Source organism: Priestia sp. MDV22-iso46, from assembly GCF_058629175.1.
This window is the reverse complement of record NZ_JBZVWT010000005.1, coordinates 60510-86880: the sequence shown is the minus strand read 5'-3', so window position 1 is coordinate 86880 and position 26371 is coordinate 60510. Positions and strand designations below refer to the sequence as shown.

The window sequence follows — 26371 nt, the reverse complement described above, 5'->3', positions numbered from 1 at the left end:
ACAATTGTATCTAAATTATTAATTAGAAATAACCCTTCTAAACATATAAAAATTAACACTCTTGGAGGAATTGTAATGAAGAAAGTGTATATTAATGCTACCTTTTTCACCATGGATAGAGAAAATAATATCTTTGAAAATGGCATGATGGTTGTACAAGATAAATGTATCTCCTATATTGGTCAGTATTCTGAAGATAAGTTAACTGATGTGGATCAAGTGGTGGATCTTCATGGGAAATGGGTCCTTCCTGGCCTTGTAAATGCCCATTCTCATATTTTAATGACTCTTTTACGGGGCATTGGAGATGATATGTTACTTAAACCTTGGCTTGAAACTAAAATATGGCCTCTTGAAAATCAATTTAATACAGAGATTGCCTCTGTAAGCGCTCAACTTGGAATTTTAGAGATGGTAAAGACGGGAACTACTACATTCTCAGATATGTTTAATCCTAATGGTATAGACTCAGATGAAGTGATGCAGACAATTGGTAAAACAGGAATTCGTGGAGCATTCTCTCATACCATTTTTAGTTTAGGCACAGAAGAAGATCAAAAACTAAATATTATGCAAGCTGAGCGTTTTGCTCGAAATTATAAAACGTTTGCTGATGACCGTCTCACAACAATGGTGGCGCCTCATAGTCCATATGCATGCACACCCGAAGCTCTTCTCGAAAGTTTACGGATCTCTAAAGAGAATAATTTAATGATACACATTCATGTTTCTGAAACCGATTACGAAGTTTCGAATATTGAAAAACATTATGGAGTCCGTCCTATCGAACACCTTCGTCGCTTAGGTATCTTTGATCAACAGACAGTGATAGCACATGGCGTTGTTCTCAATGACGAAGAAAGAGAAATTTTAAAACAACATGATGTGCGAGTTGCTCACAACCCAATTAGTAATCTAAAACTAGGCTCAGGGATTGCAGATATTGTTAGCCTATTAAAAGCTGGAATTAAAGTAGGAATCGCAACAGATAGTGTAGCCTCAAACAACAATCTCGATATGTTTGAAGAAATGAGAACTGCTGCATTACTGCAAAAAGGCATTTATAAGGATGCTACTAAGCTGCCTGCACATGCCACATTAGCCTTGGCTACTCGAGTTGGAGCTCAAGCTATCGGCATGGCACATACAGGTTCTCTTGAAATAAATAAAAAGGCAGATTTCATTACCATTTACCCTTATAATAAGGAGCATTTACAACCAATTAGTGAGGCATATTCACATTTACTTTATGCTGCCCGTGGAAATGATGTGTGTGATGTATTTATTGATGGCAAAACAATTGTAAAAGATGGAACATGTTTAACAATTGATGAAGAGAAAGTAATTGCGGAAGCAAATCGCCTCCAGAAAACACTTTCTAGGTAAACTTACAATGATGGATTAAAACATTTATAGATTTTTCTTTCTTAAATATAAACCTTTAATAAGTTTTAATTTCTATATGAATTTTGAAATAAAACATCCTCATTTTAGAGGGAGTTTTAAATTATATTTTATTTTTGCCATTTGAAAGGAGAAAGAAACAATGAAATTTAATGAAAAGGTCCAAGAAACAAAAGATTATTTATTATCTCAGATTGATCAATGCCCATCCATCGGATTAGTTCTAGGTTCTGGTCTTGGCATATTAGCAGATGAAATCGAAAATCCAGTTTATATTCCTTATAATAAAATTCCTCATTTTCCTGCTTCAACTGTGACTGGGCATGCAGGTCGAATGGTTATTGGAGATTTAAAGGGAAAACGTGTTATAGCTATGCAAGGACGCTTCCATTATTATGAAGGACATTCTCTGGAAGCCGTAACCTATCCAATTCGTATAATGAAAGCTATTGGCGTTCAGCAAATTATTGTAACAAATGCTGCCGGAGGTATTAACCCTACCTTTAAGCCTGGGGATTTGATGATCATTCAGGATCATATCAACTTGACTTCTCAAAACCCTTTGATTGGTCCAAATGAAGAGGCGTTTGGTGAAAGATTTCCTGATATGTCGGAAGCTTATTCAAAGAGGTTAATTGCTCTAACAAAAGACGTAGCAAACAAGAATAATATAAACTTGGTAGAAGGTATTTATGCTGGTATGCTTGGACCAAGTTATGAAACACCGGCTGAGATAAATTTCTTAAGTATAATTGGAGCAAGTGCTGTCGGTATGTCCACTGTTCCGGAAGTAATCGTTGCTAGACATTCAAGCATAGAAGTATTAGGGATTTCTTGTATCAGTAATATGGCTGCTGGAATCTCCGAGCACTCTTTAACGCATGATGAAGTAATGGAAACAACTGAAAATATTAAAGCTCAATTTTTAAAGTTAGTTAAAGAAATTATTGTTGCTATGTAGAGAATATATTATTTAAAAAACCTGTGCCAACAGCATAAATTAAAAATGCTGTTGGTATAAACTTCAAAAATTAGTTACTTTAATTAAAAAAAGAATTGCAAGTAATATTGTTATGCTTAACGGTATAACGGGTGGGTGCGGGATTCAAAGTGGAGGAATAGAATTATGATTCATTTTTTAAGTCAACACTTTCAAATAGAAGCACATAAAACAACATGGAAAAGAGAACTCATGGCAGGTTTAACATCTTTTTTCACAAGTGCTTATATAATATTAGTTAACCCTCTGATTTTAAAGGATGCTGGAATTCCATTAAGTGCTGGCATTATAGCAACTATCGTTGCTTCAATTATTGGATGTTTATTGATGGCTCTATGGGTAAATGCCCCTATTATTGTAATACCAGGTATGGGAGTTAATGCTTTTTTTAGCTATACAATGATTCAATCTATAGGACTTACTCCAAACCAAGGACTTGCAGTAATAATAACTTCAGGACTACTCTTTTTTATCGTAACTATATCTTCTTTTGGCAACCGAATATTAGCTTCTGTCCCTGATTCACTAAAACATGGTATCACCGTAGGAATTGGTCTCTTTCTTACGTTTATAGGTTTACAAAAGGGTGGTCTTATTCAATCTAGTGACACAACGATCGTTACTCTTGGTAAATTTGCAGACCCTATTACATTATCCACAGTAATAGGCTTAACAGTTACACTAGTGTTATTTGTTCGCAATATTAAAGGGAGTTTATTAATTGGTTTGCTGTTTACTAGCGTATTGACGCTAGTAGTTACAGATAAGCAAGAAACAGCAACAAAAGGTATTGATTTTCATTCATATAGCCATGTACTTGCATCTGGTGATTTTAGTATATTACAGATACCTTTCTGGATTGCTGTGTTTTCTATGACAATGATTGTTCTCTTTGAAAACATGGGGTTGTTAAGTGGAATGTTACCAGATATCGAAAAATTTCCTCGAGCATATAAAGTGGTGGCAATTTCTACAATAACTTCAGGAATTCTCGGCACAAGCCCTACTATAGCATCTGCTGAAAGTGCATCAGGAATTTCAGAGGGTGGAAAAACAGGAATACCAGCTCTAGTGACAGCGATTTTATTTGCTCTTTCTGCGATAGTATTACCAGTTATTCAACTAATACCAGGAAATGCTGTAGCTCCTGTATTAATTATCATTGGAGCTCTCATGACGAAAAGTGTAGTCGACATTCCCTTTTCAGATTTCTCAGAGAGCTTCCCTGCTTTTTTAATTATTGTTTGTATACCATTGACTTCTAGCATTGCCGATGGTTTAGCTTTCGGTTTTATTGCATATCCATTGGCTAAAATTGCAATTGGAAAATGGAAACATGTATCTCCCTTGGTATATGTAATTGCATTACTTTTCCTGTTAAATATAGTAGCTTCTTCTGTTCTTGTGCATTGAGAGAATTTACGTTTTAGGAACGAATACTCCTTAAGGTAAATACACTAGGAATGTATGATATAAAAAGCTTTAAGGAGTCTTTTTTAATACCCTTGCTTCTAAACTTTGCAAGTAAGAATATGCAAAGTTTATTTTTTATGTACAGCAATGCGTCTTATTCAAATATTTTATAAGGGGAAGGAACCATAAAAATTCTTATCTTTATTATTGGACTAAGAGCTACTTCTCGCTTATCTTGTAAGTATTAATAAATTTCCCGTTTTGGATTAAAACTTCTATACGGAGCAACTTTAATAAGATTATTATCAGAAATAATCGATGATTTAATGCTGTAATTTTTCACAAATTAAAAGAAAATCAATTATTATATAAAGACTTAGATTCATTTAGTGTAAAAAACAAATCAATTTCTTTAATACCTTAAGTATATAAGTAGTTAGTATTCCTACAATTTTTAAAATATTGTTTACTGCTTAGTTTCTTACCTTTCAATTGATTGTAGTTTAATTAATAAAGGCACAAATTTTTCTAAATATATAGCAAAATTTGTACCTAATAGTAAACATCTTCAGGAAATATATTTATTCTACACTCATGGTTTGTGTAATTTGCACATCAACATTAAGTTCAATCGGTATCTCGGAATATTGGTCTTCCCAGCTTCTAAAATCAAATTTCCTGGTTTGACTTTTTACTCTATCTCCGATTCCTAATGGATCAATTTTAAGCTTTTGAAATTTGCTGACCATTTTTTGACCTCTTTTTTTTATATTATATCTCACTTCTTTTTCAATAGATTGAATTTCATCTTTGTTGCCTAATGGTATTCTTGTCCCCTCAACCACCCTTCCTTTTAACTTTAAGTAAATAGAGAATTTTGGGTTCATATTTGATTTTCTCACTTTATAATCGACTGAGGAAGAAATATTTTCAATACTTACATACAAATCATTATCTAATTTTATGTTAAAAAATCCTTTTTTACTATCTTCATAAAGCATTTTAAATAAGAATGCTTCTTTAAATCCAATATAATCTATATACTTATCACCTTTGAATAAGGCAATTCCCTTTACTTGTATTTTATCCCCTTTTCTTCTTAGAAGAGGCATAAAGGGATCCATTCCTTTTCCAAAATATTGATACATAAAAGTATGAACATCTACCTTCGGAAGGTACTGCTCTGCATTTTGTTCAATTAATCCTATCAAGTATTTAGAAGTGGTGTCGCTAATTGGATATCTATAGTTAAGCATTTCATAAGCCTTACCTTCTACTACAGCTAAATAGACTTTTTTACTTATTCGAGGGTCACGATAAATAGAATCTAACATCTCAAAAATTCCTTTTTTGTTAGCTAATTCTTTCCCATATAACGCCACCCCTAATCTTCCTGTTTCAATTGGTTTTTGAGATTGGCCTTGTATAATTCTCCCAAAATCTTTACTAGTATGAGCTACAGCTGTAAAAATTTCACTTTTTGTTTGACTATTCATTCCTGATTGAATAACAGGTACAGAAACACTGCCTTTGATAGAGCTTTTATCAACGTAGTCATAACCAATTGATTGAACAAATTGAAGATCCTCAAGGATAGGGGGAGAGGGAGAACAGCCTGTTATTACCGACACACTTAGACAAGTGATTAACCATTTTTTCATTTTTTATTTTTCCTCACTTTATAAACAATTGCTTGTATAAAAAAGAGTAAAGGTATGTAAAGAAATATTATATAAGCACCTATATTTCTAATTAATTTGGTATACATATTGATTTGTTGACGGTCTGTAATTAAATTACTGACAATAAAAACTATACATATTAAAATCAAAAGAGCTATATGTTGATTTACATGGAAGATTTTTTTAAGTGAACGACTAGAAGCCCATAGACCTAAGCAAATACCTGGTAGTACGAGGAATAACCAAAGAGAAATACCTACATATTCAAACCGTTCAATAAAAGGTAGTTTAATCTCTTGCCACAATGTTAAGGTAGCCCAAACAGTATGATACAACTGATCTAAATTATAATAAGCTAACGAGACTATGATAAAAGCTATATAAATAAGCATAGTGAACGATACACCTAAATGAGACCATTTCTGCGATTTCTTTGGCTGTCTCAAAAATGGATAGAATATTAGTATAAATTCAAAACCTAAATAACTATAAACCATTTCTTTCATTGCATTAAATTGATTATCAATAGAGTGATCAAATATAGGCAATAAATTATGAAAATGTGCTTCTTTTATAGGGAAATATAAAGTAAAAAGAATAATGGTAATTATAATTCCTGAAAAAAAAGTCAAACCTGTTACAACCCTAAAACCACCTGAAACGTAATAATAAGCTAAAATAAGAATCAATCCTACTATCCACCCTTGATTAATAAAAGGGGTCATCCATACTTGAATAGCTTCTACATAAGTTCTCGTCCAAATTATTACTAATACAAGAAAATATAAAATTATAATAAAATTAAGAAGACCTCCAATCCATTTTCCAAAAAGATCATAATGAATGCTTATAATATCATTTCCACCCTTATTTAAGATTTGATAACATATCCAAATTAAGAGATGAACTGCTAGACCTACTAGTAAGACTGTAAGCCATGCATCCTGACCAACATCTTTAGCAATATACCTTTGAAAGCCAAAAAGCCCTACGTTAATTTGGGCAGAAGAAACCAAAAAAAAGGCAAAATAAGGAGAGACTTTATTTTTTTCTGTTGGCCTTGTTATCATCTCTTTATCCCCTTATCATGTTCATTCATCAATATCACTCTTTCTTTTTATACAATTTGTAATCATTCGTAGAGACGATTTTGTTCGCAAAAAAATGGGTCGAGTTTTCTGCCGTTGAAACGGTAACCGATACAAACTATCTTTCATGTCTTGACTACGAAAAGGGTAAACAGGCTCTAGATAAGGACATCCAAGGGAGCTTAATTGTAAAAGATGACCAAGCAAGAATGCCATACAGATAGAAATGCCTAACAGTCCTAAGATTTGAGCAGAAGCTAGAAATGGAAGTCTTATCAACCTAACGGTATTACTCATTTGAAACGCAGGCGTAGTAAAAGATGCTAATGCAGCAAGTGCAACAATAATAAGTAAAACATTACTTGTAATTGCTGCTTCCACTGCCGCAGTTCCAATTACAATACCGCCTACAATCCCCATTGTTTGACCAATTTTAGTTGGAAGCCTTTTTGCCGATTCTCTAAGTAATTCGATAGCAAATTCTAAAATAAGTACTTCAATAATCGGAGGAAAGGGAACATTATTTCTAGAAGCTACTAGTAAGGTTAACAATTCTTCAGGTATCATTTCATAATGATACGTTAGGACGGCAATATAAATTGGTGTAGCTAATATTGATAATAAAGCTGCTACTAATCGCATTAAACGAAAGATTGAGGCTGTGGGCCAATTAAAAAAATAATCCTCAGATGAAGAAAAAAATTCAAAAATATTAATTGGTACAATTAAGGCTTGAGGAGATCCATCAACTAAAACTACAATCTTTCCTTCCGATAAAAAATTCGCTACGCGATCAGGCCTTTCAGTATCGAGTATTTGTGGAAACAATGAGTTTTGGTTATCCGTAATCATTTGCGAGATATAAGAACTATCTATAATTTGATCAAATTTAATATCATTGATTCTTTGTAGAGTGGTTTCTAAATACTTATCGTTTGCAATTCCTGATATGTATAAGACAGCAACCTTGGTTTTTGATATATCACCAACCTTTAGTTCCTTTACTTTTAGTTCTATAAGGGGTATTCTCTTACGTATCATATTAAGATTAGTATCTAAGGATTCAATAAAAGCTTCTTTTGGTCCCACAATAACAGATTCTACTTCTGGTATTGTTACTTGCCGACTTTCGATAGGGGCTGAAGGTATAATAAGAACGCTATCTTGATTTTTTCCCTTGGTATAAATAATAAGAAACCCACTTAATAGCTTATCTTGAATTTCTTTCAAATTATTAGTTATCAACATATTTTCTATAGGTAGATGTCTTTTTATATCTTCTAATTTGTCTAGATTTTTAGTCACCAAAAATGGGAGAATATCTCGATGTATAAAATCTTGATTTACTAATGTTGTATAATACGCTAAATAAAAAGGACAAGAATCTAAGCATTCAACGGATACAAAGTCAGCAGATGCCTCTAAATTATTCATTAATGCGGAAAGAGATTGAATATATTGTTCTGTTATTGGAAAAGTTACCTTTTCTTTACCTTTTCTAAAAAACATCTTTATGCACCTCATCTACTCTCTTTTCACTTAAATAATAAGAAGACTGTAATAGTATTATCTGTAATTTTTATTAATTTATTAAGGCGTACGTCAACAATTTCAATTTTCCAGATTATAAAAAAACTCATCAAAGATAGTCTTTTATCTTATTGATTAAAGACCATTTTTGACGAGTTTCTTCCATATAAAATAAATGTAGTTTTGAAAACCATTATTCAATTCCTCTAGTAGCTATAAAAACACGCTTTATATAGTTGATATATTTAATTTTATTTATAATCAAAATATTCCAAATTTTCTTTTCGTAAATCTGCTTTTTGTTGATTTTGCTTATTTTCAAAATTGTATAAGGCGTTTTCCCAATCCCCATACATTGGATTTGGTAAAATAACGAAGTTATCGCCAAAGCTGTTTTTCTCATCCTGGACCGTTTTATTTCTCTCCTTCAATGATTTTCCTTTATGTCCAGGAAAGTCAGATAAGTTGTCACCAATGAATAATACAATATCATGTTTTTGCTTAACTTTATTAACTCGAGCTTGTTTACCTTTTTCCCCAGTTTTTATTAATAATACATGATCTTTATTTGCCTGTGGAGCTTCAATTCTATTTAAATTCTTAATCGTTGCATCTAATTCAGAAGTTGTTCGATCAGAAATATAGTAAATATCTAATCCTTTTTGATTGGCGTATTTTAGAAAGTCAACCGATCCGGGAAGTGCTTTCGCTTCTGCCTTATTTACCCATTCATCCCATTTGTAAGGATATCCTCTACCTGTTTTAACCTGTAATGCATCCCACGGGCTATTGTCCAACACTGTTTCATCTAAATCAAGTATAACAGCAGGTTTTTTACTTGAACCTCTTTCTAAAGCTATATCTATTTTATTCCTTGCAATATTGTATCCTTGGTAATAGAGAGCTTCAGCTTCACCTGAAGTTTGATACCAAGCAGTGGACATAACTGATTCTTCCCCATATGTCTTCGAGTTTGTTGCATGTGCATTTGTTTCAGTTTTGGTAGTAGTACTACATGCAGCTAATGATAAAGATAAAAGAACTACTGTACTAATATTTAAAAATACCCCTTTGATTCCCATATTTATCTCCCATTCAAATATTTATTTTTTAATAATAATTTACTTGAAAATAGAATAATTTTTTTATTGTCCTAAAATTAGTTCCAAGGGATATGTCCTATAATTTTTTCTATGTACTTAAAAAGAATTCAAAAACACTTTTCCCTCAAAACAGCTCGAGTGTTAATGTAAATAATAATTATAAAGACGCTTCTACATCGATTTTTTGAAATAACGCTTAAAATTGCTATTAATAAAACAGATAAACACTATAATAACTTTACTTTTTTCTTCAAATTTGATACTGCCCAGATGATATTATAGGTCAGAATATTTATTAAAAATTCTTCTTAAATTATAAAAAAATTCCTTCCACTGCCGGTTTTACATGCATTTCATCGTGCTCCCTCCTTCTACTAATAAAATTTTTCATCCTAATCCCTTTTAGAGGTTCTATTACTGACATCGCTTTCAATAATATTTTAGATGAAATATTAAAATATCCAACCATTTACTTATCATCACCTAAACGAGTTACCACTATGTGGGTAACTTTTTTTTAAATTTACAATAATTTGTTGCTATTTGTCAATCTAAAAAATAATAATCAAAAAAATTTAAAGTGAAGGAACAATAAATATAACGCTATTAGGCAATAAATCTTTAAATATTATTGATTTCTAAATAAGAAAAGCTATAGACAACTAGCAGAAAAGAAATTTAAATATAATTTATATAATTTTCTGTTTTTTATTTACTTTCAAAATTTTATTTGTTAATATAAATTCCATGTTAGAGGTCAGACGACGGACGACTTTAATTTCGTTTAAATCAAACTTACATAACCTACAATGAAAGCGTTTAAGTCATCTACTCTCTCTAGAACTACTTGAATGGTACTTTAAATTCTTAAAGATATTAATGAAAGGTGTGGATTAAGTGACAAAAAAAGGGGAATTATTTTTTACGCTAACTTTAGCAATGGTATTAATCGCCGGTTGTGGTAAGAATGAGGTAATACAAGTTGAAAGTGAAAAAAAAGCATCTAGTAATACAGACCATATGTCTCCTACCCATTCGATGAGTTATTATCAAAAAAAACGTAAAAAGTATCTTGAAAACCAAATTAAAAATGCTAATTCATTTATTCAAGAAAATAGTGTTCGTCAAGAAAAGTACAATAAGATGGTGGAATCTCCATTTAACTTTTATCGTGGAACTAGTAATCTTTTTTATACTGATCTAGGCACTAGTGTTATTAATATTCCTGATACATGGAAGAAAACCAAAAATATTAGCACTTGGATAGAAGGCGACGCTCATACTCAAAACATAGGAATCTTTAACAATAGTAAAGGTCAAATGGTATTAGGTTTAAATGACTTTGATGAAACATATGTAGCTCCATTTTATTGGGATTTATTACGCTTTTCAACGAGCGTCTTTTTATTGACAGATGAAGTCTCGAGATTTAATTTATCTTCTCAAGATAAATTAAATCTCATAAAAACCTTTCTGAATTCCTATCAAGAGGGTTTAAAACAAGTAGAGGGAAATAATGATGAATTAGCTATTGAATTGAAGCAAGAAAACATTCCTAATGGTTTTATTAAACATCAAATGATTGAAACAAAAAATTCAAACAATCAGGTTAAATTTTTAAATGAATGGACCACAGTCGACAAGGGTGTACGTAAGTTTGATTTCAATAATAGTTCATTAACACCTGTTAGTTTAACAGGTAGAAATTCTTTCAAGAAGGATTGGAAAAATTACGTATATAGTAAAAGAGCGTTTATTAAGGCCAATTCTATTAACTATTTTTCTATTAAAGATATAGCAAATAGAATTCATTCCGGTATAGGAAGTTCAGGCGTTAATACATTTTATGTGTTAGTAGAGGGAGAAACTTCATCTTCAAATGATGATATTATCTTAGAAGTAAAAGAACAACAAAAACCTGCAGTTTTCTTTGAAAAAAGCCTATCTGCCTCACAATATAATAATTGGTTTCAGCAACAAGCAGAACGTTCATTTACAGGAACTTTAGCAATGGGAGTAAACGCAGATAAGCATTTAGGGATTTTACAATATAATAGTTTATCTTACTTTGTAAAACAAATATCACCTTGGTATTATAGCTTTGATGCTAATTCTTTTCATAATAAATCAGACTTAGAACAGTTTTTAACATATTCCGGTAAATCATTTGCTTATGCACATGCAAAAGCTGATGAAGATTATGATAAGAGTTATGTACCTTATAATTTTGAAAAAAATGCTTTAGCTGCAATCTCTTCTTGGCCAAATTTTAACGATAAAATTATACAGCTAAGTGAAAAGTATTATGATCAAGTTAAAGGAGATTATGTGTTGTTCAAAGACCTTTTAAAATATAATAAATTAAATTAGTAATACTCGCTTGGTACATCTTCATAAAACTTTACACGTACAGAATAAATAATATTATTTCTGTTTTATTAATAAATAATCTATTTTTCATAAAAAAACATTGTGTATCAGATTATTCAGTGCTAGAATCATTCTAAACGGTTTTTAGATGTCGGACGTCTGACGATATATTTTTTTGTAAACACTTTCATATTGGTAGTGTACATATCCATTTTGAAAGAATCACACAACAGCATTTATATTTTTCGATACTGTTATATTATTTTTGGCGGATACAAGGGAAAATAATAATTTTAAATCGCATCCAACAAATATGGTGTGCTTAACGATTTAATCTATTTATTCTTATACTAACCTTGTTTAAATTTTTATTTTTTTACTATCAATATAATAAATATATTATAAGGGGAAAGACACCATGAAAATTCTTATTTTTATACTTGGTCTAACAGTTACATTTTTTCTTGCTTTTCTTGTAAGTAGTAATCGAAAAGAAATTAAATATAAACCAATTTTGATCCTACTTGTTATTCAATTAATATTGTCCTATTTCTTATTAAATACATCAATTGGATTCATCTTAGTTAAAGGTATTGCTGACGCATTTGGAGTTCTTTTAAAATACTCAGAATCTGGTATTAATTTTGTATTTGGTGGACTAGCAAATAAAGGGGAAGCTCCATTTTTCCTTTCCGCCCTCCTTCCAATTATTTTTATTGCTGTATTGATTGGAATCCTACAGCACTTTAGAATTTTGCCTTTTATTATTAAAGGGATTGGTTTTTTATTAAGTAAAGTAAATGGATTAGGAAAGTTAGAGTCTTATAATGCAGTTGCAGCTGCAATTGTCGGACAGGGAGAAGTATTCATTACGGTAAAAGATCAATTAAGCCAGTTGTCTAGAAAGCGCTTATACACACTTTGTGCGTCTTCTATGTCAACTGTTTCAATGTCAATTGTAGGCTCTTATATGAAAATGGTTGAACCCAAATATGTCGTAACAGCACTTGTTCTAAACTTGTTTAGTGGTTTTATCATTGTTCACATTGTAAACCCTTACACCGTAAGTAAAGAAGAAGATATTTTAGAATTACAAGAATACAAGAAACAAACTTTTTTTGAGATGTTGGGAGAGTATATTATACTAGGTTTTACTGTTGCTGTAACCGTAGCAGCAATGTTAATAGGATTTGTAGCTTTAATAGCAGCAATAAATGGCTTATTTAACACTATTTTTGGTATAACATTCCAAAGTATATTAGGGTATATTTTTTCACCATTGGCTTTTATAATGGGGATTCCTGCATCGGAGATAGTACAGGCCGGTAACATTATGGCAACCAAACTAGTAACCAATGAATTTGTTGCAATGCTCGACCTGAAAAATGTAGCTGGAGATTTATCACCACGGACAGTTGGTATATTATCAATTTTTCTTGTATCATTTGCGAATTTTTCTTCTATTGGAATTATCGCTGGGGCAACGAAAAGTATTGATCCGAAACAGGCTAATGTGGTTTCCCAATTTGGATTAAAACTCTTATATGGGGCTACCTTAGTAAGTTTACTATCAGGAACTATCGTCGGTGTGATGCTATAATAAAGCAATTAGTTAGCAGAAAAATAATTATATTTTCAAAAATATAAAACAAATGCATTGATTAAAAAAATTTTTATTGATTGAGATTTTAAATTCTATTATTCTTAAAAGAATTTAAAAATATTTTATTTAAGAAGCCTTTTTATAACAAAAAAGGCTTCTTTTTTAACGAGTTTCTTCTATTATATACTGCTCTTCTTAAGTTACAGATTTAAGTTCCTCCGTTAAACGTAAAAAGGCTTTTATATCTTTATTCTTTAAAGACTGGTCAATTTTCTCAAGAATCTTACTTTTTTTGAAGTCATTCATCATTTGATCCAAAAACAATTCAGCCAACATTTCATCGCGTATATTTGGATCAACTCGATTCATTTCATTAAATACACTATTTTCCATTAAACATCAACCCCTTTAACATTTCTCTTTTTCGAACAGTATTATCCTTTTTGACAACTTTTATACGAGGTTGATAGATAAAGTGAGATATCGAATAGTGAGATATCGAATAATGTTTAACCTATGCATTTACAACCCTCTTGTTATTCTAATCTTTATTTTATACTTACAAATACAGATTGAAATACACACTCATTTTATTTGTAGAAGTAACACTAAAAACTAACTTCTAAAAATATAGTTCTAACAGTTATACTTAATGATAAAAAATGACAATTTTCACTTCTTGTTATATATTATTCTATCTTCTATTTCTATTTTAAGAAATTATTTTATTCACTTTGCTTCAACATAAAATTTATATACATTTATTATCAATGTGTTTTTAATAAGGTAAATTTATTTGTAAATATAAAATTAATTTCTCTTATATAAAAAAGTAAATGAATAAACCTACTTATAAAAATTATGGTTTTATACTTTACTCTAACTGACGACAAATAGCGTCTTTTTCTATAAAGTGTGTAAATGATACAACTATTTTTAATAAAATACGTTAACTACTACTCTTATATATGAGATAAAAATAACTATTATTTAAAATATAAAATTAATTTTATAATACTTTTCCGAATATATATATTTCTTATTTATTTAGTATTTACTGTTTTTGTCTCAACGTTTGTTTATATAAAAAGATATATCTTAGATACCTAAATAAAAATTTATCTTTTACTCTTTAACTTCAGATTGAATGATTTTTTGAATTTTATGTTAAAAAAGTTGAAAAAAGGTTAAATTATCCACTCAACTCTTATATACTAAAAATAGAAAGCTACTCAACGTATATAGGGGAGTGATCTAATGTCAAGTGTAAAAGAAGCTGTATATATTCATTGTGGAACGAAAATGGGTGTTTTTAAACCCGAAGAAATCACAAAGTTCAGCTACATGCATTCCAGAGGATTTTTTGCTTGCCCAGGTTGTGGTGTGAAAGTCTTTCATAAAGATCAAAGGGGACACTCAACATTTGTTGTCTCATCTACTAATAATCATGCATATAACTGTCTGTATAAAGATTGATAAAAATGAGTCGCTCTAAAAGGATGGATCTTTTTAGAGCGACTCATTTTACTTCCACAAAATTCTTTTCAAAATGACATATTTTACAGAAGAGACCCGTCAAAAAAGTAGCTTTTGCTTCATTAGCATGAGGCTTTTTTATGAAAATATTTAATCACTATGATTAATTTTAGTAAATAGATAAAATTATTTTTTGTATTTAATGACCAGTTTAGCGCCTCTATTTTTTACATTCTTAATACGATAACCTTTAGCATTATCATTTAATATAGGCCTGAATTTTTCTCTTAAGTCTTTCGCAGCAGCTTTTTCGCGTGCCTTTTTTATATTCTTTGATTCATGGAATTCAATAGTGAAACTATTTTCATTGCATTTAATTAAGAGTGAATCAATATCTGTAACTATCCTTCTACTAGGCGCTTTACTTAAATCATAAACAGTTATGCGTGATAAACACGCTAGTATATAACCATCAAATACTCTACACGCAGCATTTTCAAGTTGTTCTATTTCGTGGACTCTATCTATATCGGAACTATCCTTTTGTTTAGCTATGATAAAGTTACGTCGAAGCATACTTATCTCTGCTTCAGGTAATTTTAGAGCAAAGTCAGGATATCCCTTTGTATTTATATTGATATCCACGTAAAAATTATCAGCTATAAAATAGTTTAAGATGCACCATAAAAATTCTTTAAATAACAGAAACTTTTAAACTGAAACTATAATTTCATTTCGAAATTCTGTAATCTTCTAGACTCCTTTCCCTCTTCAATGGGATATAAAAAATTTTCAAATTCTTCACTTATAACAGAACCTCTACTATTAAGATGTATAAATTCGATTAAATTTGAAATAAAATATCCAAATGAAAGATTACTTAACTTATAAAAGGAAAAACATTCTTTATTGTCATTATCTTGCGGATTACCTCCTTTCCAATATTTCATAAAAATATCTGATCCAAAGCATACATGATTAAGGTACCCACTGTTATTTACAAGGATCTGATGAATACTTGGAGCTAACATATCACCTGAAAAGGAAATTTGATTTTCAAATCCAAATATTCCATTAAAGATCTTTTTTTGAATTTTTTCACCATTTAGGTGAGCTTTATTAACAGCTCTTATGAATTCTTCATTTGCCCGAATCTTAGATTTCACTTCTATAATTCCATAAACACTCTCAGGTAAAACAATTACAAAATCTCCCTCTAAGAATAAGGTTGGAATGCTATTATCATATATAATTAAATCAATTTGGCTTGTGATTTTTTCACCATTTCTAACAAATCCTGTTCCAACTGAAACATTCGATGGTAAGACTTTCTTTAAATGATTTATTAATAATATTTCTTTAAATCTTCCATCTTCTCCCCAATGGCTATCCCCTATGAAATATCTAACTCTATCTTTGGTAGCTTTAAGTTCAGCATTGATTGATTGGTGATAAGATAAATAATCGGGATTTCTTCTAATATCATTTGTATAAGACATTTTTGCTCCCCTTTTCTATATTTTCTTTTAAGTAATCTTCACATTATTAATTATATAATAGTAATGTAGTTTAACATGGATTTTATATCGGACAATTCCATTTAATAGAAAATAATTACCTTAATCTCCTGATTTAACTAATTTGGATAAAATGTTGTTTGAAAAGCTATTTCTTAAGTTAATATCTACTGTTAATAAATTATTTACATTAAGTTGAAACATTCTTTGTGACGATTTCATATTATTCTATTTATATGTGGAAATTATGGTAAAGTGTATAATATTCATAGGTGTATAGAATTATGAGAAAACAATTATAAATTAGGAGGGTTTTATAGTGCAAAGATTATTAAACACCGGGGGCTCCACGTGGAAGAAATGGGATTTACATGTTCATTCTCCTGCGTCTAAACTGCACAATGAATTTGGGGATTGGGATGAATATCTTCAAGCCTTAGAAAGCTTATCTGACATAAGTGTATTAGGTATTACCGATCACCTCCATGCTAATATATAATACCATAAATGCATAAGGCATAAAAAACAGATGAAAGATGAATCAATGATTCCATTTAAACAACTTATTAAAAAGATAATAATCAAATATAAAGTTCACAACACCTAATCTTAATAATATATAGATAAAGTAATTCCAAACTTAATTAATCATAGATTTATTAGAAAAAATATTTACCAAATAAGAAGGACTATATACTTATGCAGCGAACTATTTATAGGGGAGGTGATGTACAGTGTCAACAGAGATATATCGAGTTGAATATTATGATGAAGAAGGAAACCTTATAACAAAACATTTTCATACTCTCGAAGAAGCCGAGGCGGAAAAGCAAAGATTACAAAGCAGAGGTATTGAAAACGTAGAGATTTACAAAGGATAAAAAAGGCAGTACATAATAAAAGAGCAGATTTCTCTGCTCTTTTTTGTGCAAAACTAACCATTAATAAAGTAATAAAGAAAAACAGGATACAAACTTATAAATCAAATATATCATTTGTATATGTCAATACATTATCGACTGATTCCGTTCTTTTTTATCTTAAAATGTTAAAGATATGTATTAGCACTTTATCTATTACAGCACTTTGCAATAAAATATAATTTTGATATGAATTATAATTACCACAGGAAAACGTATCTATTTTTATTCAGCAAAAAAATTAAGACGTTGGGTTAATTAACCTATGATAATGTACTAAGAATGTTTCTAGTTCACTAGTCTTTGGTATACCTTCCCTAATAGTATTCATACCACCAGCTGCATATCTATTTAATAATTCCATTCCCTTTTCACTAAGTTTGGTACTCGAGTCATTATCAATTAACTGAAGGATTAAACCCTCAACACTGATACGATCCTCCGAATTTATACCTTGTCTATCCATTTCAGCATTGATTAATAACCCCGTAATTAGTGGGGACTTATCTGCATATGATTGGGGATATCCTTCTAGGAAATCAGCACTTTCATATTCATCTTGTTTACCTAATTCTTCATTACAAAGTCCAACCATTAAACAAAGGTAGTACTTATCAAATATAATTTTAAATTTATTATCTTTTTGGTCCATTAGCTTAAAGTAATTTCTCGCTTCTTTAGGTAATTTAAATCCCACTAGACAATCCTCCTAACTTTTTATAGCAGCTTCTTCTTCATCTTGGAAAGAAGCAAACGTTTTTTTGCCTTCAATACAGCGGGTATTTTCATTTTCTTTACTTATAGTTAAAAATTGTACATCTTCTTCAATTCTATAAAAGTAATCTGTAAAGCCCTCTCTCTCACCTGAGGTAATAAAAATAATAAGCTGGTCAAATAAATTAGGTATCGTTTTAGATACTTGTCTTCTTACTGATAGATCCAGCGAACCTGCTGGGGAGTCAACTATAAAGGGTAAATCATGAGATGATGTTTCAAACATAGAACCTAAAAATGAATATGCTATAGCTAAAGATTGCCCTTCACTTGCTCCTGATTTACCAGCTAGTTTTAGGTAACCTTTTATTTCTTCCACTTCAATGTGTTCTGCTTTTATTATTTTCTCGAGCTTTTCATTTGTCTCATCCTTGATTCTTTCTTTTAATTTGTTAATAGTAGAATCCTCAATTTTAGTAAGTATTTTTTTGAGTTTTTGGGAATTATTTACAAGTGTTACTGTGTCAGTTGCTTCGGCAATCTTTTCGTCTAATTCTCCAATTTTTTCTTTGCAAAGTGTTATATTTTCTTGGAAATTCAACTGCTCTTTTTCAAATTTATCTTTTGTTGTAAGGACTCTTAACCTTTCAGTCAATCCTTCAACTAGTACCTCCAATTTATCCTTTTCTAATTCAAGATTTTGAAGTTCAATATCACCTGCATCTGTTCTCCTATTCTGAAGTCGGTCCCAGTCGCTTTTTACTTGATTCCTTTTAATAATCAATGAGTTTAGCATATCCACTTCTTCATTAAGCTCTTCATTAAAAGTTCTTCCTCTTATAGAAGATTTAATAGCATTTATTACTCCAATTTGATCTTCAGCAAGAAAATCTTCAGATTTCTCTAGAATATAAGTCTTCTCACTTAAACCTATTGATCTGCCACAAACACAGTTATCATGCTCAGATAGTTCCTCAAAAAACTGTCTTGACATAGTTCTCGGTAGCTTTAAAGTTTGCATTCTAGAAGAAAGTGCAGTAAGTTTATTAGCAATTACATTTGATAATAGGAATGGATTTCTTAAATCATGTAGTATACTTTGAGACTTCTCGACAATTCCATTTTCTACGTTAATTCTCTCTTGTTCTAACTTTTCAGCTTGCTCTCTCAATGTATGGTCTGATTTAATATGTTCTGATATTTCTTTAACCACATTGTTTAGCCTTGCTTGCTTTATCTCTTTTTCACTTTCAAGTTGTTTTTTTTCATTTTTCAAGCTTACTAATGTTTTTAATATACTTTCTTTTTCAGATTTTAATCTTGTTAGCCCGACTTCAGTCTTAGCATTGGTCTTCTCCATACTCTTTTGTTTCTCTTTAACAATCGTCGTAATTCTTTCTCTCATATCACCTAAACGATTCAGTTGATAAAGATACCTAATTGTTCTCTCGGCTTCAAGGCTTTGACTACCAATTATCTCCTTTGCTAACTCGCCATCAAATACAAAACGTTTTACAAATTCGGGTGTAAATGCACTTTTTAAAACAGTTGGTAACTTATGACCATTTTCAAGCCCACCTTGATCTCCAACTCTTGACGTTTGATAGTATGCTTTTCCATCTAAATAATTAAACTTTAATTTAACTACATATATAGAGTTGTCAATTAAAAGAGTTATTTTAAACTCTCCTAATAAATCATCCGAGTTTGGTGGTTTAAAACCTATTACTTTATCATAATCCCAGCCAACTGCTGATCCATCAAATATAGCCCGTAATAAAGTTTGTGTAGTTGTCTTACCATAACCATTTGGCATCATAATAAGGTTTATTTTATGAGGTATATTTAATTCCTTTTCAACAGAAATATTGAGATTATTTACGCCCCTAATATTTGTATAGCTCCAATTAAGTATTTTAAGGTTCATATCCTTATACCTCCTTTTTCATAAGCTCCATAACAGCTAAAACATCATCATCTAAATACGAATCTTTCATTGCATTATCAATAAGACGCTTTAGTCTTCTCTTAAACTCATCATTTTCATCCATATCATGAAACAACTCTTCAATCGCTTCATTTAATTCATTATTTCTATCCACAAGAATTACTCCTCTCTTTTTATCTTGGAAATTTCATCTAACCATGTTTTTCTCTCTTGGTCAGAGTTCCCATTTTCACTAACCTGAATAAAATCAACTACAGCTGCTCGTTTATCTGGATTGTTAGAATCAAGCCTTAAGCTTCTACCTATTCTTTGTATTGTTTGAATCTTTGCTTTATCAGCAGAGAATAAAATAATGTTATTTACAGAACTTATATCAATTCCTTCAGAAATTCTTTTACTTGTTATTAAACAGTTAAGTTCTCCATTACTAAAACGAAGTAAATTTTGTCTATCATCCTCTCCATAATAGGTATGATAGTTCGGCTCAAATCTAATTAGTATCTTCTGAACCTCTTCTCCAAACTCTTTTGTTTCCACAAAAATAATCGATCTATCCAAAATATTTCTATTTGAGTTTAAAAGCGAATAAAAAGTGGGTAGTTTCGCTTTAGATACTTTTTTAACTCTAGCTATATCTCTAAATAGAGTCTCATCGGCCACATATTCTCCCGATTGTTTTTTAGCATTATGAGTAGCAATTAGTGTTTTAACTTTTTTTCGATCCTCTTGAGTTAATTGAAATTCTAACGGGATATAATCAAACTCACATAATATCCCACGTTTTATTGCATCTTCTAATCCGAATTCAAATATTTTTTCTCCTATTTCTCCCTCTATGAAATTATTACCATTTTCATCATATGCCCTTTCAGGCGTTGCACTTAGCCCTAACCTGTATTTAAAGGGACGTATCTTAGTAGAAAGGTTTTTTACTAACATGGGGGAACCCAAACCGTGTACTTCATCGCAGATGATTATTGAGTTATTTAATAATTGTTTGGTGAAGTTGTGGATATACTTAACAAGAAATTCTCTTGAGATTATTAAAACAGCATTTTCCGGATTAAGTAAAAAACCTGCTATCTCTTTATACCTAGAGAATTGTTTATAAATAGTTAAATTTGTCCAAATTCCCACTTCTTTGGACCACTGTTCTAAAAGGTCTGATCCATCTACGGTAATAATGGCGCTTTTTATTGATTTATTGTTATGAAGAATGTTTACAATGTTTAATGAGGTTCTAGTTTTACCTGTCCCTGTTGCCATTTCAAGTATTCCATTACCAACATCCAAAAAACTTTTAATTGCCTCATCCTGATGTCTCCACTTATTTTCTGATTTTTTCTCTTCTGAAAGTTGGTAAGGTCTTTCTAATGTACGTAATGAGAAGATGTCCTTCCTAATAGCGCTAGGCAAGTCAAAAATTTTTAAATTTTCATCTTTGTTGTTCCAAATTCTTTCGAAACGTTTAATATCATCATCTACAAAATCCCCTAGCCCTTTCCATGTTGGAAATACTTTAATACTTTCATAGTTTCGTCCCCCTTTTTTACTATCATTTACAGAACCATTAAAAGATAACTTTTCTTCATCACCATAAAATATTCCAAACTTGTCATGGAAATCGCCACCTTCCAGACTATTAGTAGGGATTGCAAACCTGAACTCTAAAATTCCATCATATACAAGCCAACCGATTGCATTACGTGTTTCTTCTTCTAGATACGATTGAAGCAATTTTACTTCTTTTTTTAATGAAGCAACAAGATCAACATCCTCTGGTCCCATTAGCCCTTTTGAGAGAGCTTCCATATCTTCTCCCTCTAATATTGGGCTTGTTAGCCAACGAGCCGTACCGCCATTAGTAGCGAAGTGACTTAAGCCGTGTGCATTTAATCTAATCCAATTTGAAGTAAAATAGCCTACACCCCTATCATATTTCTTTGCCCACTTCAAACACGGATCATAGAATTCAAGGGTAAGATCGTTTTCTGAAGTGTTTAATGTAAGTGGCACATTTGGCAAACTAGTCAAAGTAATTACACCTCTTTAAATTTGTTATTTTAAAACTTATTTAATATAAATTGTCTATTTTTTATAAGTATTATAACAAATAATCAGAGAAATAGTTATAATGAATTAGTATATTATAACTACGCGAATCCATCTAATTGATCTTTAGAAGTAAAATAAATCCTCTGAAAGCTAAAGTTATGTAAATAAGTTATCATGTATAATATTAGCCAATAGGATTGATATTAAGTATCAATACACTTCAAAAAATACTATGCTTCTTATCTAAGTAGCTCAAAATCTTTTTATTTAGCTACATTCATTCTTTTGGGGCTTAGAGATACGCATATAGTTAAAAGAAGCACTTATTTTATGAAACAAATTTATACGAAATCAAGTAAAATTCGTCCATCAACAATTTGTAATTATTACTTAAGACCATATGTAATATAAGGGTTTCAATAAATATAGTGTGTTAGAAGAAAAACCTCTGAATTTAACAATTCAGAGGTTTTTCGTTTGGGATATAACTATATTTTTATAATATATTTTATGGAAATCTAATTAATGCAGCAAATATAATCTTCATATATTTGTTACTTAAATTTATTGAATCAGTTAAAATTAAATTGACAGAGAAATTTTCTTCGACTGGAGAGAAAGCAAATCACTGAAAATTTCTCTGTTATAGAAAATCTTTTTATTTATTATGTAATGCTATTTCCTCAATATTAGAAAAATACTATGTAATCCAGTTCCAAATAAAGTGGCCCTAAGGTTTAGAGAAGATATTAAGCGGCCTGAAGCCATTGATCTATGGAATACTGTAGTTAAGATTGCTACAAAATTTAGTAGACCTTTCATGACAGTACAAATGGAAAGGGTTTAATAATCAAGATAATATAAACGAAGGATTTAATAAATTTAAAGCGATAACTGTCTACATTTTTAGATATCACCCGTGAGGGCGAAGTACCATTTTTAGATTCAGTTCTTGAAAATAGTACAATTAGTTAGTAATATACTATTCTTTTTTGCGTACATTTATTATAATCTTTTTTTATAAAATTAGAATAAAGTAGGGGATGATCTCCCCTACAATTCTTTAAATATTTCTAGGTCCTCTTTTTCAATAAAGCTAGACATAGAGAACCTAATAGTTGATCTAACTTGATCAATTGACAGCCCAATAGCAGCAAGTACATGTGAAGGCTTGCTAGAGCTACATGCTGAACCTGTAGAAACAGCCATCACGGGAGCTAAATTTTTTACAAGTAATTCGTTATTTGCTCCTTTAAATTGGACACTTAAAACGCCTGGTATCTTACGTTTAGTATCATGATTAAACTCGATTTGATCACTGAATTTATCTTTTAAAATTAGTGAAACATAAGATTCCATGTCTTCTAATTTCTTAATGTTCTTCTTTAAATTCTTCTTAGCTATTTCTGCTGCTTTTCCCAAGCCTACGATATTATGAACAGCTAATGTACCACTTCTAATACCTTGTTCTTGTCCACCTCCATGTAAAAGGGGGGTAATTTTAGTTAAAAGATCATATCGATCTTTACGAATAAAGGTGGCACCAATTCCTTTAGGTCCGTGAAATTTATGGCCTGAACATGACAGGAAAGTGATACCAGGATAATCTGATAAATTAATTTCAACTTTACCAACTACTTGAGTAGCATCAGTATGTAAAAAGATGTTTTTTTCATAACACAAGTCTGCGATAGCTTCCATGTCATTTAAGGAAGCTAACTCATTATTACCCCAAATTAGAGTGATTAGTATTGTGTTATCTTGTAACTGACCTCTAAGGTCCTCTAAGCTAATTCTTCCATACTTATCTACATCAAGGTAAGTAACTTCAAACCCTTTTTCCTCTAAGTACTTACATGTTTCTAACACTGATGGATGTTCTACTTTACTAGTAATAATATGTTTACCTTGATTAGAATAATAATCTGCGACACCTTTAATAACCATATTATTACTTTCAGTTGAACCACTTGTAAATATAATTTCAGAATCTTGAGCTCCAATTAAAGAAGCAAGAGAATGCCTTGCTTCTTTAACAGCATTTTTAGCATTCTCAGCAACAGAATAGTACTTACTTGAAGGGTTACCGAACTCCTCCATCAAGTACGGAAGCATAGCTTCTTTAACTTCAGGATGAATTTGTGTTGTTGCGCTATTATCTAAATAAAGCATCATTATCACCTATACTTCCATTTTTAATAAGTTGAGGAGAAGCTTGTCATAGTTTCTAGCATGTTTGTATTCATTTTCAAGTAATACAATGCCTCTTTCTAAATGTGCATTAAAAAGGTCTGGGAAGTACTCTTCATCAGATACATTTCTTTGAGCATGTTGTCTAATTAAAGCTTTGTAAATATAATCGTTCTCTCCAGTCATTGCATTTCGGTTAATATCAACACCAAATTTATTTTCTACTAAATCAGGCATTGACGGATCTCTTAAGGAAAGTGCAAGGGCAATTCTAGATAAAATATTCCAAGTTAATCCTGTAGTACTTTGAAGAGAGACTAATCTCTCTCCAGTTTCTTTTGAAGTTTTTAATCGGAAATTCATAGGTTTACCCCCGTTTGTCTAAAAGGAAAATACTGATTTAAAATCTGAGTTTCTTTTCTTGCTACATCAAATTCAAGCATATACTCCTTGGCCACATGATCCTCAAGAATCTTATAGTTATTTTCATCAATCTCTGCATCGGTTGAAAGAATAATCGCTTGTCTACCGCAATTAGGGATAAACTCTGTTAATACTGATGCTTTATGAGTTTTATCTAATCTACCTAGTAAAGTATCAAAGATGAAAGGTACTTTTCTGCCTGAACATTTAAAGATTGCCCAAATGATAGAAATAAGTAAGATTTCTTTTTCTCCTGCTGAAAGTGTTGATTTTTCAATATATTCCTTTTGTGAATCAAGCAAGAGAACATCATATGTTTGATGATCAATAACAATAGATGAAATATAATTATGTTTTCTTAAGATTCTCTTCAGCATAACAGAAGCCTCGATTTGAACCTGTTGTAGCTTTTTCTTTAATTGAATTTCTCGGAATCTTCGACTCAATGTAATAATTTTTTGTGATTCAATAAATGAACTCTTTGTTTTTTCACTGTCTTTTAGAGTTCCTTGAATCTTATCTATAGCAGATGTAATTCCGTCTAATTCAGTCTTCCATTCTTCTAGCTGAGATTCACGTTGACTCAATTCATCTTCTAGTTTTAAAATAGCTTGTTGAGTCTCTTCCATTCGTTGAATCATATCACTAAATTCATTGGTTGTATCATTAATCTTCAACTTTTCTCTTAACTGCTGAAGTTCGTTTAACTTCTCTTTATTATCATTAATAATATCTAGACATTCTTGCTGAGCATTGCTCGAAACACTTAGAAACATATTCTCAATTAGGCTACTTTCAGAAAAAGAAGCACCATGAATTTGGCTAATTTCTTTCTCCGGCTTCATTAAATTTAATAGTTGATTTTTCAATTCGTAACCAGCATTCTCTTCGAAAGAACCATTAATAGAGTGGAGAACATTATTTATTTTCTCATCTGTGAGTTTTGTATCTAACTGTTTAAATAATTGTAATGATTCCTCATCCTGAATTTGTTGTCTAACGTCTGAAAGAAGTCCTTTAGTTAAATAGAAAGGAAGAAGGTTAGCAACAAAACCTTTAATCTTTTCAAAGTTTTGTTTTCTAACGTTTTCAATGTTGTTCATTTCCTTAACAATCTGGTCTCTTTCAGATTTTATAAGTCCACCATATTTCTCAAATGCATCTTTAAGTTGCTGATATTCATCACTAAGTTCATCTCTCTTAAGATTAAGTTCTTTTAACTCAGAGATAGCCAAAATAATCTTCTTCCTCAACTCTTTTTCACGAAGGTTTGAATCATAAAGAACTTGTTCAGACTCTTCCATTTTTCTAACATCTACAGATTGATTAGAATAGCTCTCAAGATCATTTTCAAGTGTCTCAAATAAATCAAGGTTAAACACTACTTTAGATAGATTCTGTAAGTATTCAGATAGCAAATCTTTGCTAATAATTCTTGCTATTTCCTCCCCATCAAATAGACATAGATCTAACAGTTGAGGTGGCATTATTTCTTTTAATTTTGATTGAAAAATTTCTTTTTCGTATTCTGATAAATGTATTCCATTCGCAGATAAATCAAACGTTTCTTTTAAGGCATCATTAGAGAATCTCCAATGGCGATATAAGATGTAATCCGTTTTTTCAAAATTATCCACTAGAGAAAAATCTAATTTAATTCTAAAGTTATTTTCATTATTCCTTTTCGCATTATGATTTAGGATACTTTGAACTTTCTTAAAGTATTCAGCATTATCTGTTTTAAATCCATAACCATAAGAGCCGAACAAACCCAGTTTTATTGCATTTAAGAGAGTTGTTTTACCAGCGCCATTCTCTCCGCCAATTAAAATAACATTTTTACCGTTCTCTGGTCGAAGGTTAAAAGAGTTTGTCTCTTTATAAGCACCTATATTCGTTAATTGAATCTCATTTATAATCATGTTTAAACCTCAT

The 26371-nt window shown here is 30.7% G+C and carries 23 protein-coding genes; 8 read left to right on the top strand and 15 right to left on the bottom strand.

The annotated features are described in order from the left end of the window. Positions 1-75 precede the first annotated feature (75 nt). The 3 genes from AC4NPH_RS23105 (at position 76) to AC4NPH_RS23095 (ending at position 3817) form a co-directional block, all read left to right on the top strand. Positions 76-1386: an amidohydrolase family protein gene (locus AC4NPH_RS23105; RefSeq protein WP_491938984.1), complete on the top strand. Its 1311-nt coding sequence runs from the start codon at positions 76-78 to the stop codon at positions 1384-1386. Positions 1387-1546: 160 nt separating this feature from the next. Next, a complete protein-coding gene (locus AC4NPH_RS23100) occupies positions 1547-2365 on the top strand; it encodes a purine-nucleoside phosphorylase (protein WP_491938983.1) in 819 nt (272 codons plus the stop codon). A 165-nt stretch (positions 2366-2530) separates the two neighbouring features. Continuing rightward, on the top strand, positions 2531-3817 hold the full coding sequence (locus AC4NPH_RS23095) for an NCS2 family permease (RefSeq protein ID WP_491938982.1): 1287 nt from the start codon (positions 2531-2533) through the stop codon (positions 3815-3817). Positions 3818-4398: 581 nt separating this feature from the next. Here the strand turns inward: AC4NPH_RS23095 and AC4NPH_RS23090 are convergent. The 5 genes from AC4NPH_RS23090 to AC4NPH_RS23070 all read right to left on the bottom strand — a co-directional run bounded on the left by AC4NPH_RS23090 (position 4399) and on the right by AC4NPH_RS23070 (position 9689). Then, on the bottom strand, positions 4399-5478 hold the full coding sequence (locus AC4NPH_RS23090) for a Ger(x)C family spore germination protein (RefSeq protein WP_491938981.1): 1080 nt from the start codon (positions 5476-5478) through the stop codon (positions 4399-4401). Beyond that, positions 5475-6569 (bottom strand): GerAB/ArcD/ProY family transporter, encoded by a 1095-nt coding sequence (locus AC4NPH_RS23085; protein ID WP_491938980.1) that lies wholly within the window; start codon positions 6567-6569, stop codon positions 5475-5477. The genes AC4NPH_RS23090 and AC4NPH_RS23085 overlap by 4 nt, the downstream gene beginning before the upstream one ends. 21 nt (positions 6570-6590) lie before the next feature. Further along, entirely contained in the window at positions 6591-8096 is a 1506-nt protein-coding gene (locus AC4NPH_RS23080) for a spore germination protein (protein ID WP_491938979.1), read from the bottom strand. Between the two features lie 272 nt (positions 8097-8368). Next, the gene (locus AC4NPH_RS23075) at positions 8369-9199 is read right to left on the bottom strand and encodes a 5'-nucleotidase, lipoprotein e(P4) family (RefSeq protein WP_491938978.1); all 831 of its coding nucleotides are present in this window, start codon (positions 9197-9199) and stop codon (positions 8369-8371) included. A gap of 334 nt (positions 9200-9533) precedes the next feature. Next, positions 9534-9689 carry a hypothetical protein gene (locus tag AC4NPH_RS23070; protein WP_491938977.1) on the bottom strand — a complete coding sequence of 52 codons (156 nt, stop codon included), beginning with the start codon at positions 9687-9689 and terminating at the stop codon, positions 9534-9536. A 428-nt stretch (positions 9690-10117) separates the two neighbouring features. Between AC4NPH_RS23070 and AC4NPH_RS23065 the strand changes: the two genes are divergently transcribed. Further along, positions 10118-11590: a DUF2252 family protein gene (locus AC4NPH_RS23065; RefSeq protein WP_491938976.1), complete on the top strand. Its 1473-nt coding sequence runs from the start codon at positions 10118-10120 to the stop codon at positions 11588-11590. 418 nt (positions 11591-12008) lie between these two features. Then, a complete protein-coding gene (locus tag AC4NPH_RS23060; RefSeq protein ID WP_491938975.1) occupies positions 12009-13190 on the top strand; it encodes a NupC/NupG family nucleoside CNT transporter in 1182 nt (393 codons plus the stop codon). Positions 13191-13388: 198 nt separating this feature from the next. On the opposite strand, the gene AC4NPH_RS23055 is transcribed toward AC4NPH_RS23060, so the two are convergent. Beyond that, positions 13389-13586 (bottom strand): IDEAL domain-containing protein, encoded by a 198-nt coding sequence (locus tag AC4NPH_RS23055; protein WP_491938974.1) that lies wholly within the window; start codon positions 13584-13586, stop codon positions 13389-13391. An 864-nt stretch (positions 13587-14450) separates the two neighbouring features. Here AC4NPH_RS23055 and AC4NPH_RS23050 point away from each other — a divergent pair. Continuing rightward, a complete protein-coding gene (locus tag AC4NPH_RS23050; RefSeq protein WP_491938973.1) occupies positions 14451-14669 on the top strand; it encodes a hypothetical protein in 219 nt (72 codons plus the stop codon). A 186-nt stretch (positions 14670-14855) separates the two neighbouring features. On the opposite strand, the gene AC4NPH_RS23045 is transcribed toward AC4NPH_RS23050, so the two are convergent. Further along, positions 14856-15314, bottom strand: coding sequence for a hypothetical protein (locus AC4NPH_RS23045; protein WP_180896536.1), 459 nt, complete (start codon positions 15312-15314; stop codon positions 14856-14858). A gap of 77 nt (positions 15315-15391) precedes the next feature. Continuing rightward, positions 15392-16168, bottom strand: a complete 777-nt coding sequence (locus tag AC4NPH_RS23040; RefSeq protein ID WP_180896537.1) for a DUF6602 domain-containing protein — start codon at positions 16166-16168, stop codon at positions 15392-15394. A 337-nt stretch (positions 16169-16505) separates the two neighbouring features. Between AC4NPH_RS23040 and AC4NPH_RS23035 the strand changes: the two genes are divergently transcribed. Continuing rightward, entirely contained in the window at positions 16506-16685 is a 180-nt protein-coding gene (locus AC4NPH_RS23035) for a hypothetical protein (protein WP_491938972.1), read from the top strand. A 235-nt stretch (positions 16686-16920) separates the two neighbouring features. Further along, the gene (locus AC4NPH_RS23030) at positions 16921-17067 is read left to right on the top strand and encodes a hypothetical protein (protein ID WP_180896538.1); all 147 of its coding nucleotides are present in this window, start codon (positions 16921-16923) and stop codon (positions 17065-17067) included. Positions 17068-17347: 280 nt separating this feature from the next. Here the strand turns inward: AC4NPH_RS23030 and AC4NPH_RS23025 are convergent, their stop codons facing one another. The 7 genes from AC4NPH_RS23025 to dndD form a co-directional block, all read right to left on the bottom strand. Beyond that, on the bottom strand, positions 17348-17803 hold the full coding sequence (locus tag AC4NPH_RS23025) for a hypothetical protein (protein ID WP_491938971.1): 456 nt from the start codon (positions 17801-17803) through the stop codon (positions 17348-17350). Between the two features lie 12 nt (positions 17804-17815). Beyond that, positions 17816-19747, bottom strand: coding sequence for a hypothetical protein (locus AC4NPH_RS23020; RefSeq protein ID WP_491938970.1), 1932 nt, complete (start codon positions 19745-19747; stop codon positions 17816-17818). Positions 19748-19751: 4 nt separating this feature from the next. Then, positions 19752-19922, bottom strand: a complete 171-nt coding sequence (locus tag AC4NPH_RS23015) for a hypothetical protein (protein WP_180896541.1) — start codon at positions 19920-19922, stop codon at positions 19752-19754. 5 nt (positions 19923-19927) lie between these two features. Then, positions 19928-21802, bottom strand: a complete 1875-nt coding sequence (locus AC4NPH_RS23010) for a DEAD/DEAH box helicase family protein (RefSeq protein ID WP_491938969.1) — start codon at positions 21800-21802, stop codon at positions 19928-19930. A 1074-nt stretch (positions 21803-22876) separates the two neighbouring features. Next, on the bottom strand, positions 22877-23995 hold the full coding sequence (locus AC4NPH_RS23005) for a cysteine desulfurase family protein (protein WP_491939022.1): 1119 nt from the start codon (positions 23993-23995) through the stop codon (positions 22877-22879). Positions 23996-24004: 9 nt separating this feature from the next. Beyond that, positions 24005-24376 carry a DNA sulfur modification protein DndE gene (gene dndE / locus AC4NPH_RS23000; protein ID WP_491938968.1) on the bottom strand — a complete coding sequence of 124 codons (372 nt, stop codon included), beginning with the start codon at positions 24374-24376 and terminating at the stop codon, positions 24005-24007. Continuing rightward, the gene (dndD, locus tag AC4NPH_RS22995) at positions 24373-26358 is read right to left on the bottom strand and encodes a DNA sulfur modification protein DndD (RefSeq protein WP_491938967.1); all 1986 of its coding nucleotides are present in this window, start codon (positions 26356-26358) and stop codon (positions 24373-24375) included. Before dndD ends, dndE begins: the two co-directional genes overlap by 4 nt. Positions 26359-26371 lie beyond the last annotated feature (13 nt).

Bases quoted from the DNA above. Each gene is read 5' to 3' on its own strand.
- AC4NPH_RS23105 (WP_491938984.1), top strand. From the start codon at position 76: ATGAAGAAAGTGTATATTAATGCTACCTTTTTCACCATGGATAGAGAA.
- AC4NPH_RS23100 (WP_491938983.1), top strand. From the start codon at position 1,547: ATGAAATTTAATGAAAAGGTCCAAGAAACAAAAGATTATTTATTATCT.
- AC4NPH_RS23095 (WP_491938982.1), top strand. From the start codon at position 2,531: ATGATTCATTTTTTAAGTCAACACTTTCAAATAGAAGCACATAAAACA.
- AC4NPH_RS23090 (WP_491938981.1), bottom strand. From the start codon at position 5,478: ATGAAAAAATGGTTAATCACTTGTCTAAGTGTGTCGGTAATAACAGGC.
- AC4NPH_RS23085 (WP_491938980.1), bottom strand. From the start codon at position 6,569: ATGATAACAAGGCCAACAGAAAAAAATAAAGTCTCTCCTTATTTTGCC.
- AC4NPH_RS23080 (WP_491938979.1), bottom strand. From the start codon at position 8,096: ATGTTTTTTAGAAAAGGTAAAGAAAAGGTAACTTTTCCAATAACAGAA.
- AC4NPH_RS23075 (WP_491938978.1), bottom strand. From the start codon at position 9,199: ATGGGAATCAAAGGGGTATTTTTAAATATTAGTACAGTAGTTCTTTTA.
- AC4NPH_RS23070 (WP_491938977.1), bottom strand. From the start codon at position 9,689: ATGGTTGGATATTTTAATATTTCATCTAAAATATTATTGAAAGCGATG.
- AC4NPH_RS23060 (WP_491938975.1), top strand. From the start codon at position 12,009: ATGAAAATTCTTATTTTTATACTTGGTCTAACAGTTACATTTTTTCTT.
- AC4NPH_RS23055 (WP_491938974.1), bottom strand. From the start codon at position 13,586: ATGGAAAATAGTGTATTTAATGAAATGAATCGAGTTGATCCAAATATA.
- AC4NPH_RS23050 (WP_491938973.1), top strand. From the start codon at position 14,451: ATGTCAAGTGTAAAAGAAGCTGTATATATTCATTGTGGAACGAAAATG.
- AC4NPH_RS23040 (WP_180896537.1), bottom strand. From the start codon at position 16,168: ATGTCTTATACAAATGATATTAGAAGAAATCCCGATTATTTATCTTAT.
- AC4NPH_RS23020 (WP_491938970.1), bottom strand. From the start codon at position 19,747: ATGAACCTTAAAATACTTAATTGGAGCTATACAAATATTAGGGGCGTA.
- AC4NPH_RS23005 (WP_491939022.1), bottom strand. From the start codon at position 23,995: ATGCTTTATTTAGATAATAGCGCAACAACACAAATTCATCCTGAAGTT.
- dndE (WP_491938968.1), bottom strand. From the start codon at position 24,376: ATGAATTTCCGATTAAAAACTTCAAAAGAAACTGGAGAGAGATTAGTC.
- dndD (WP_491938967.1), bottom strand. From the start codon at position 26,358: ATGATTATAAATGAGATTCAATTAACGAATATAGGTGCTTATAAAGAG.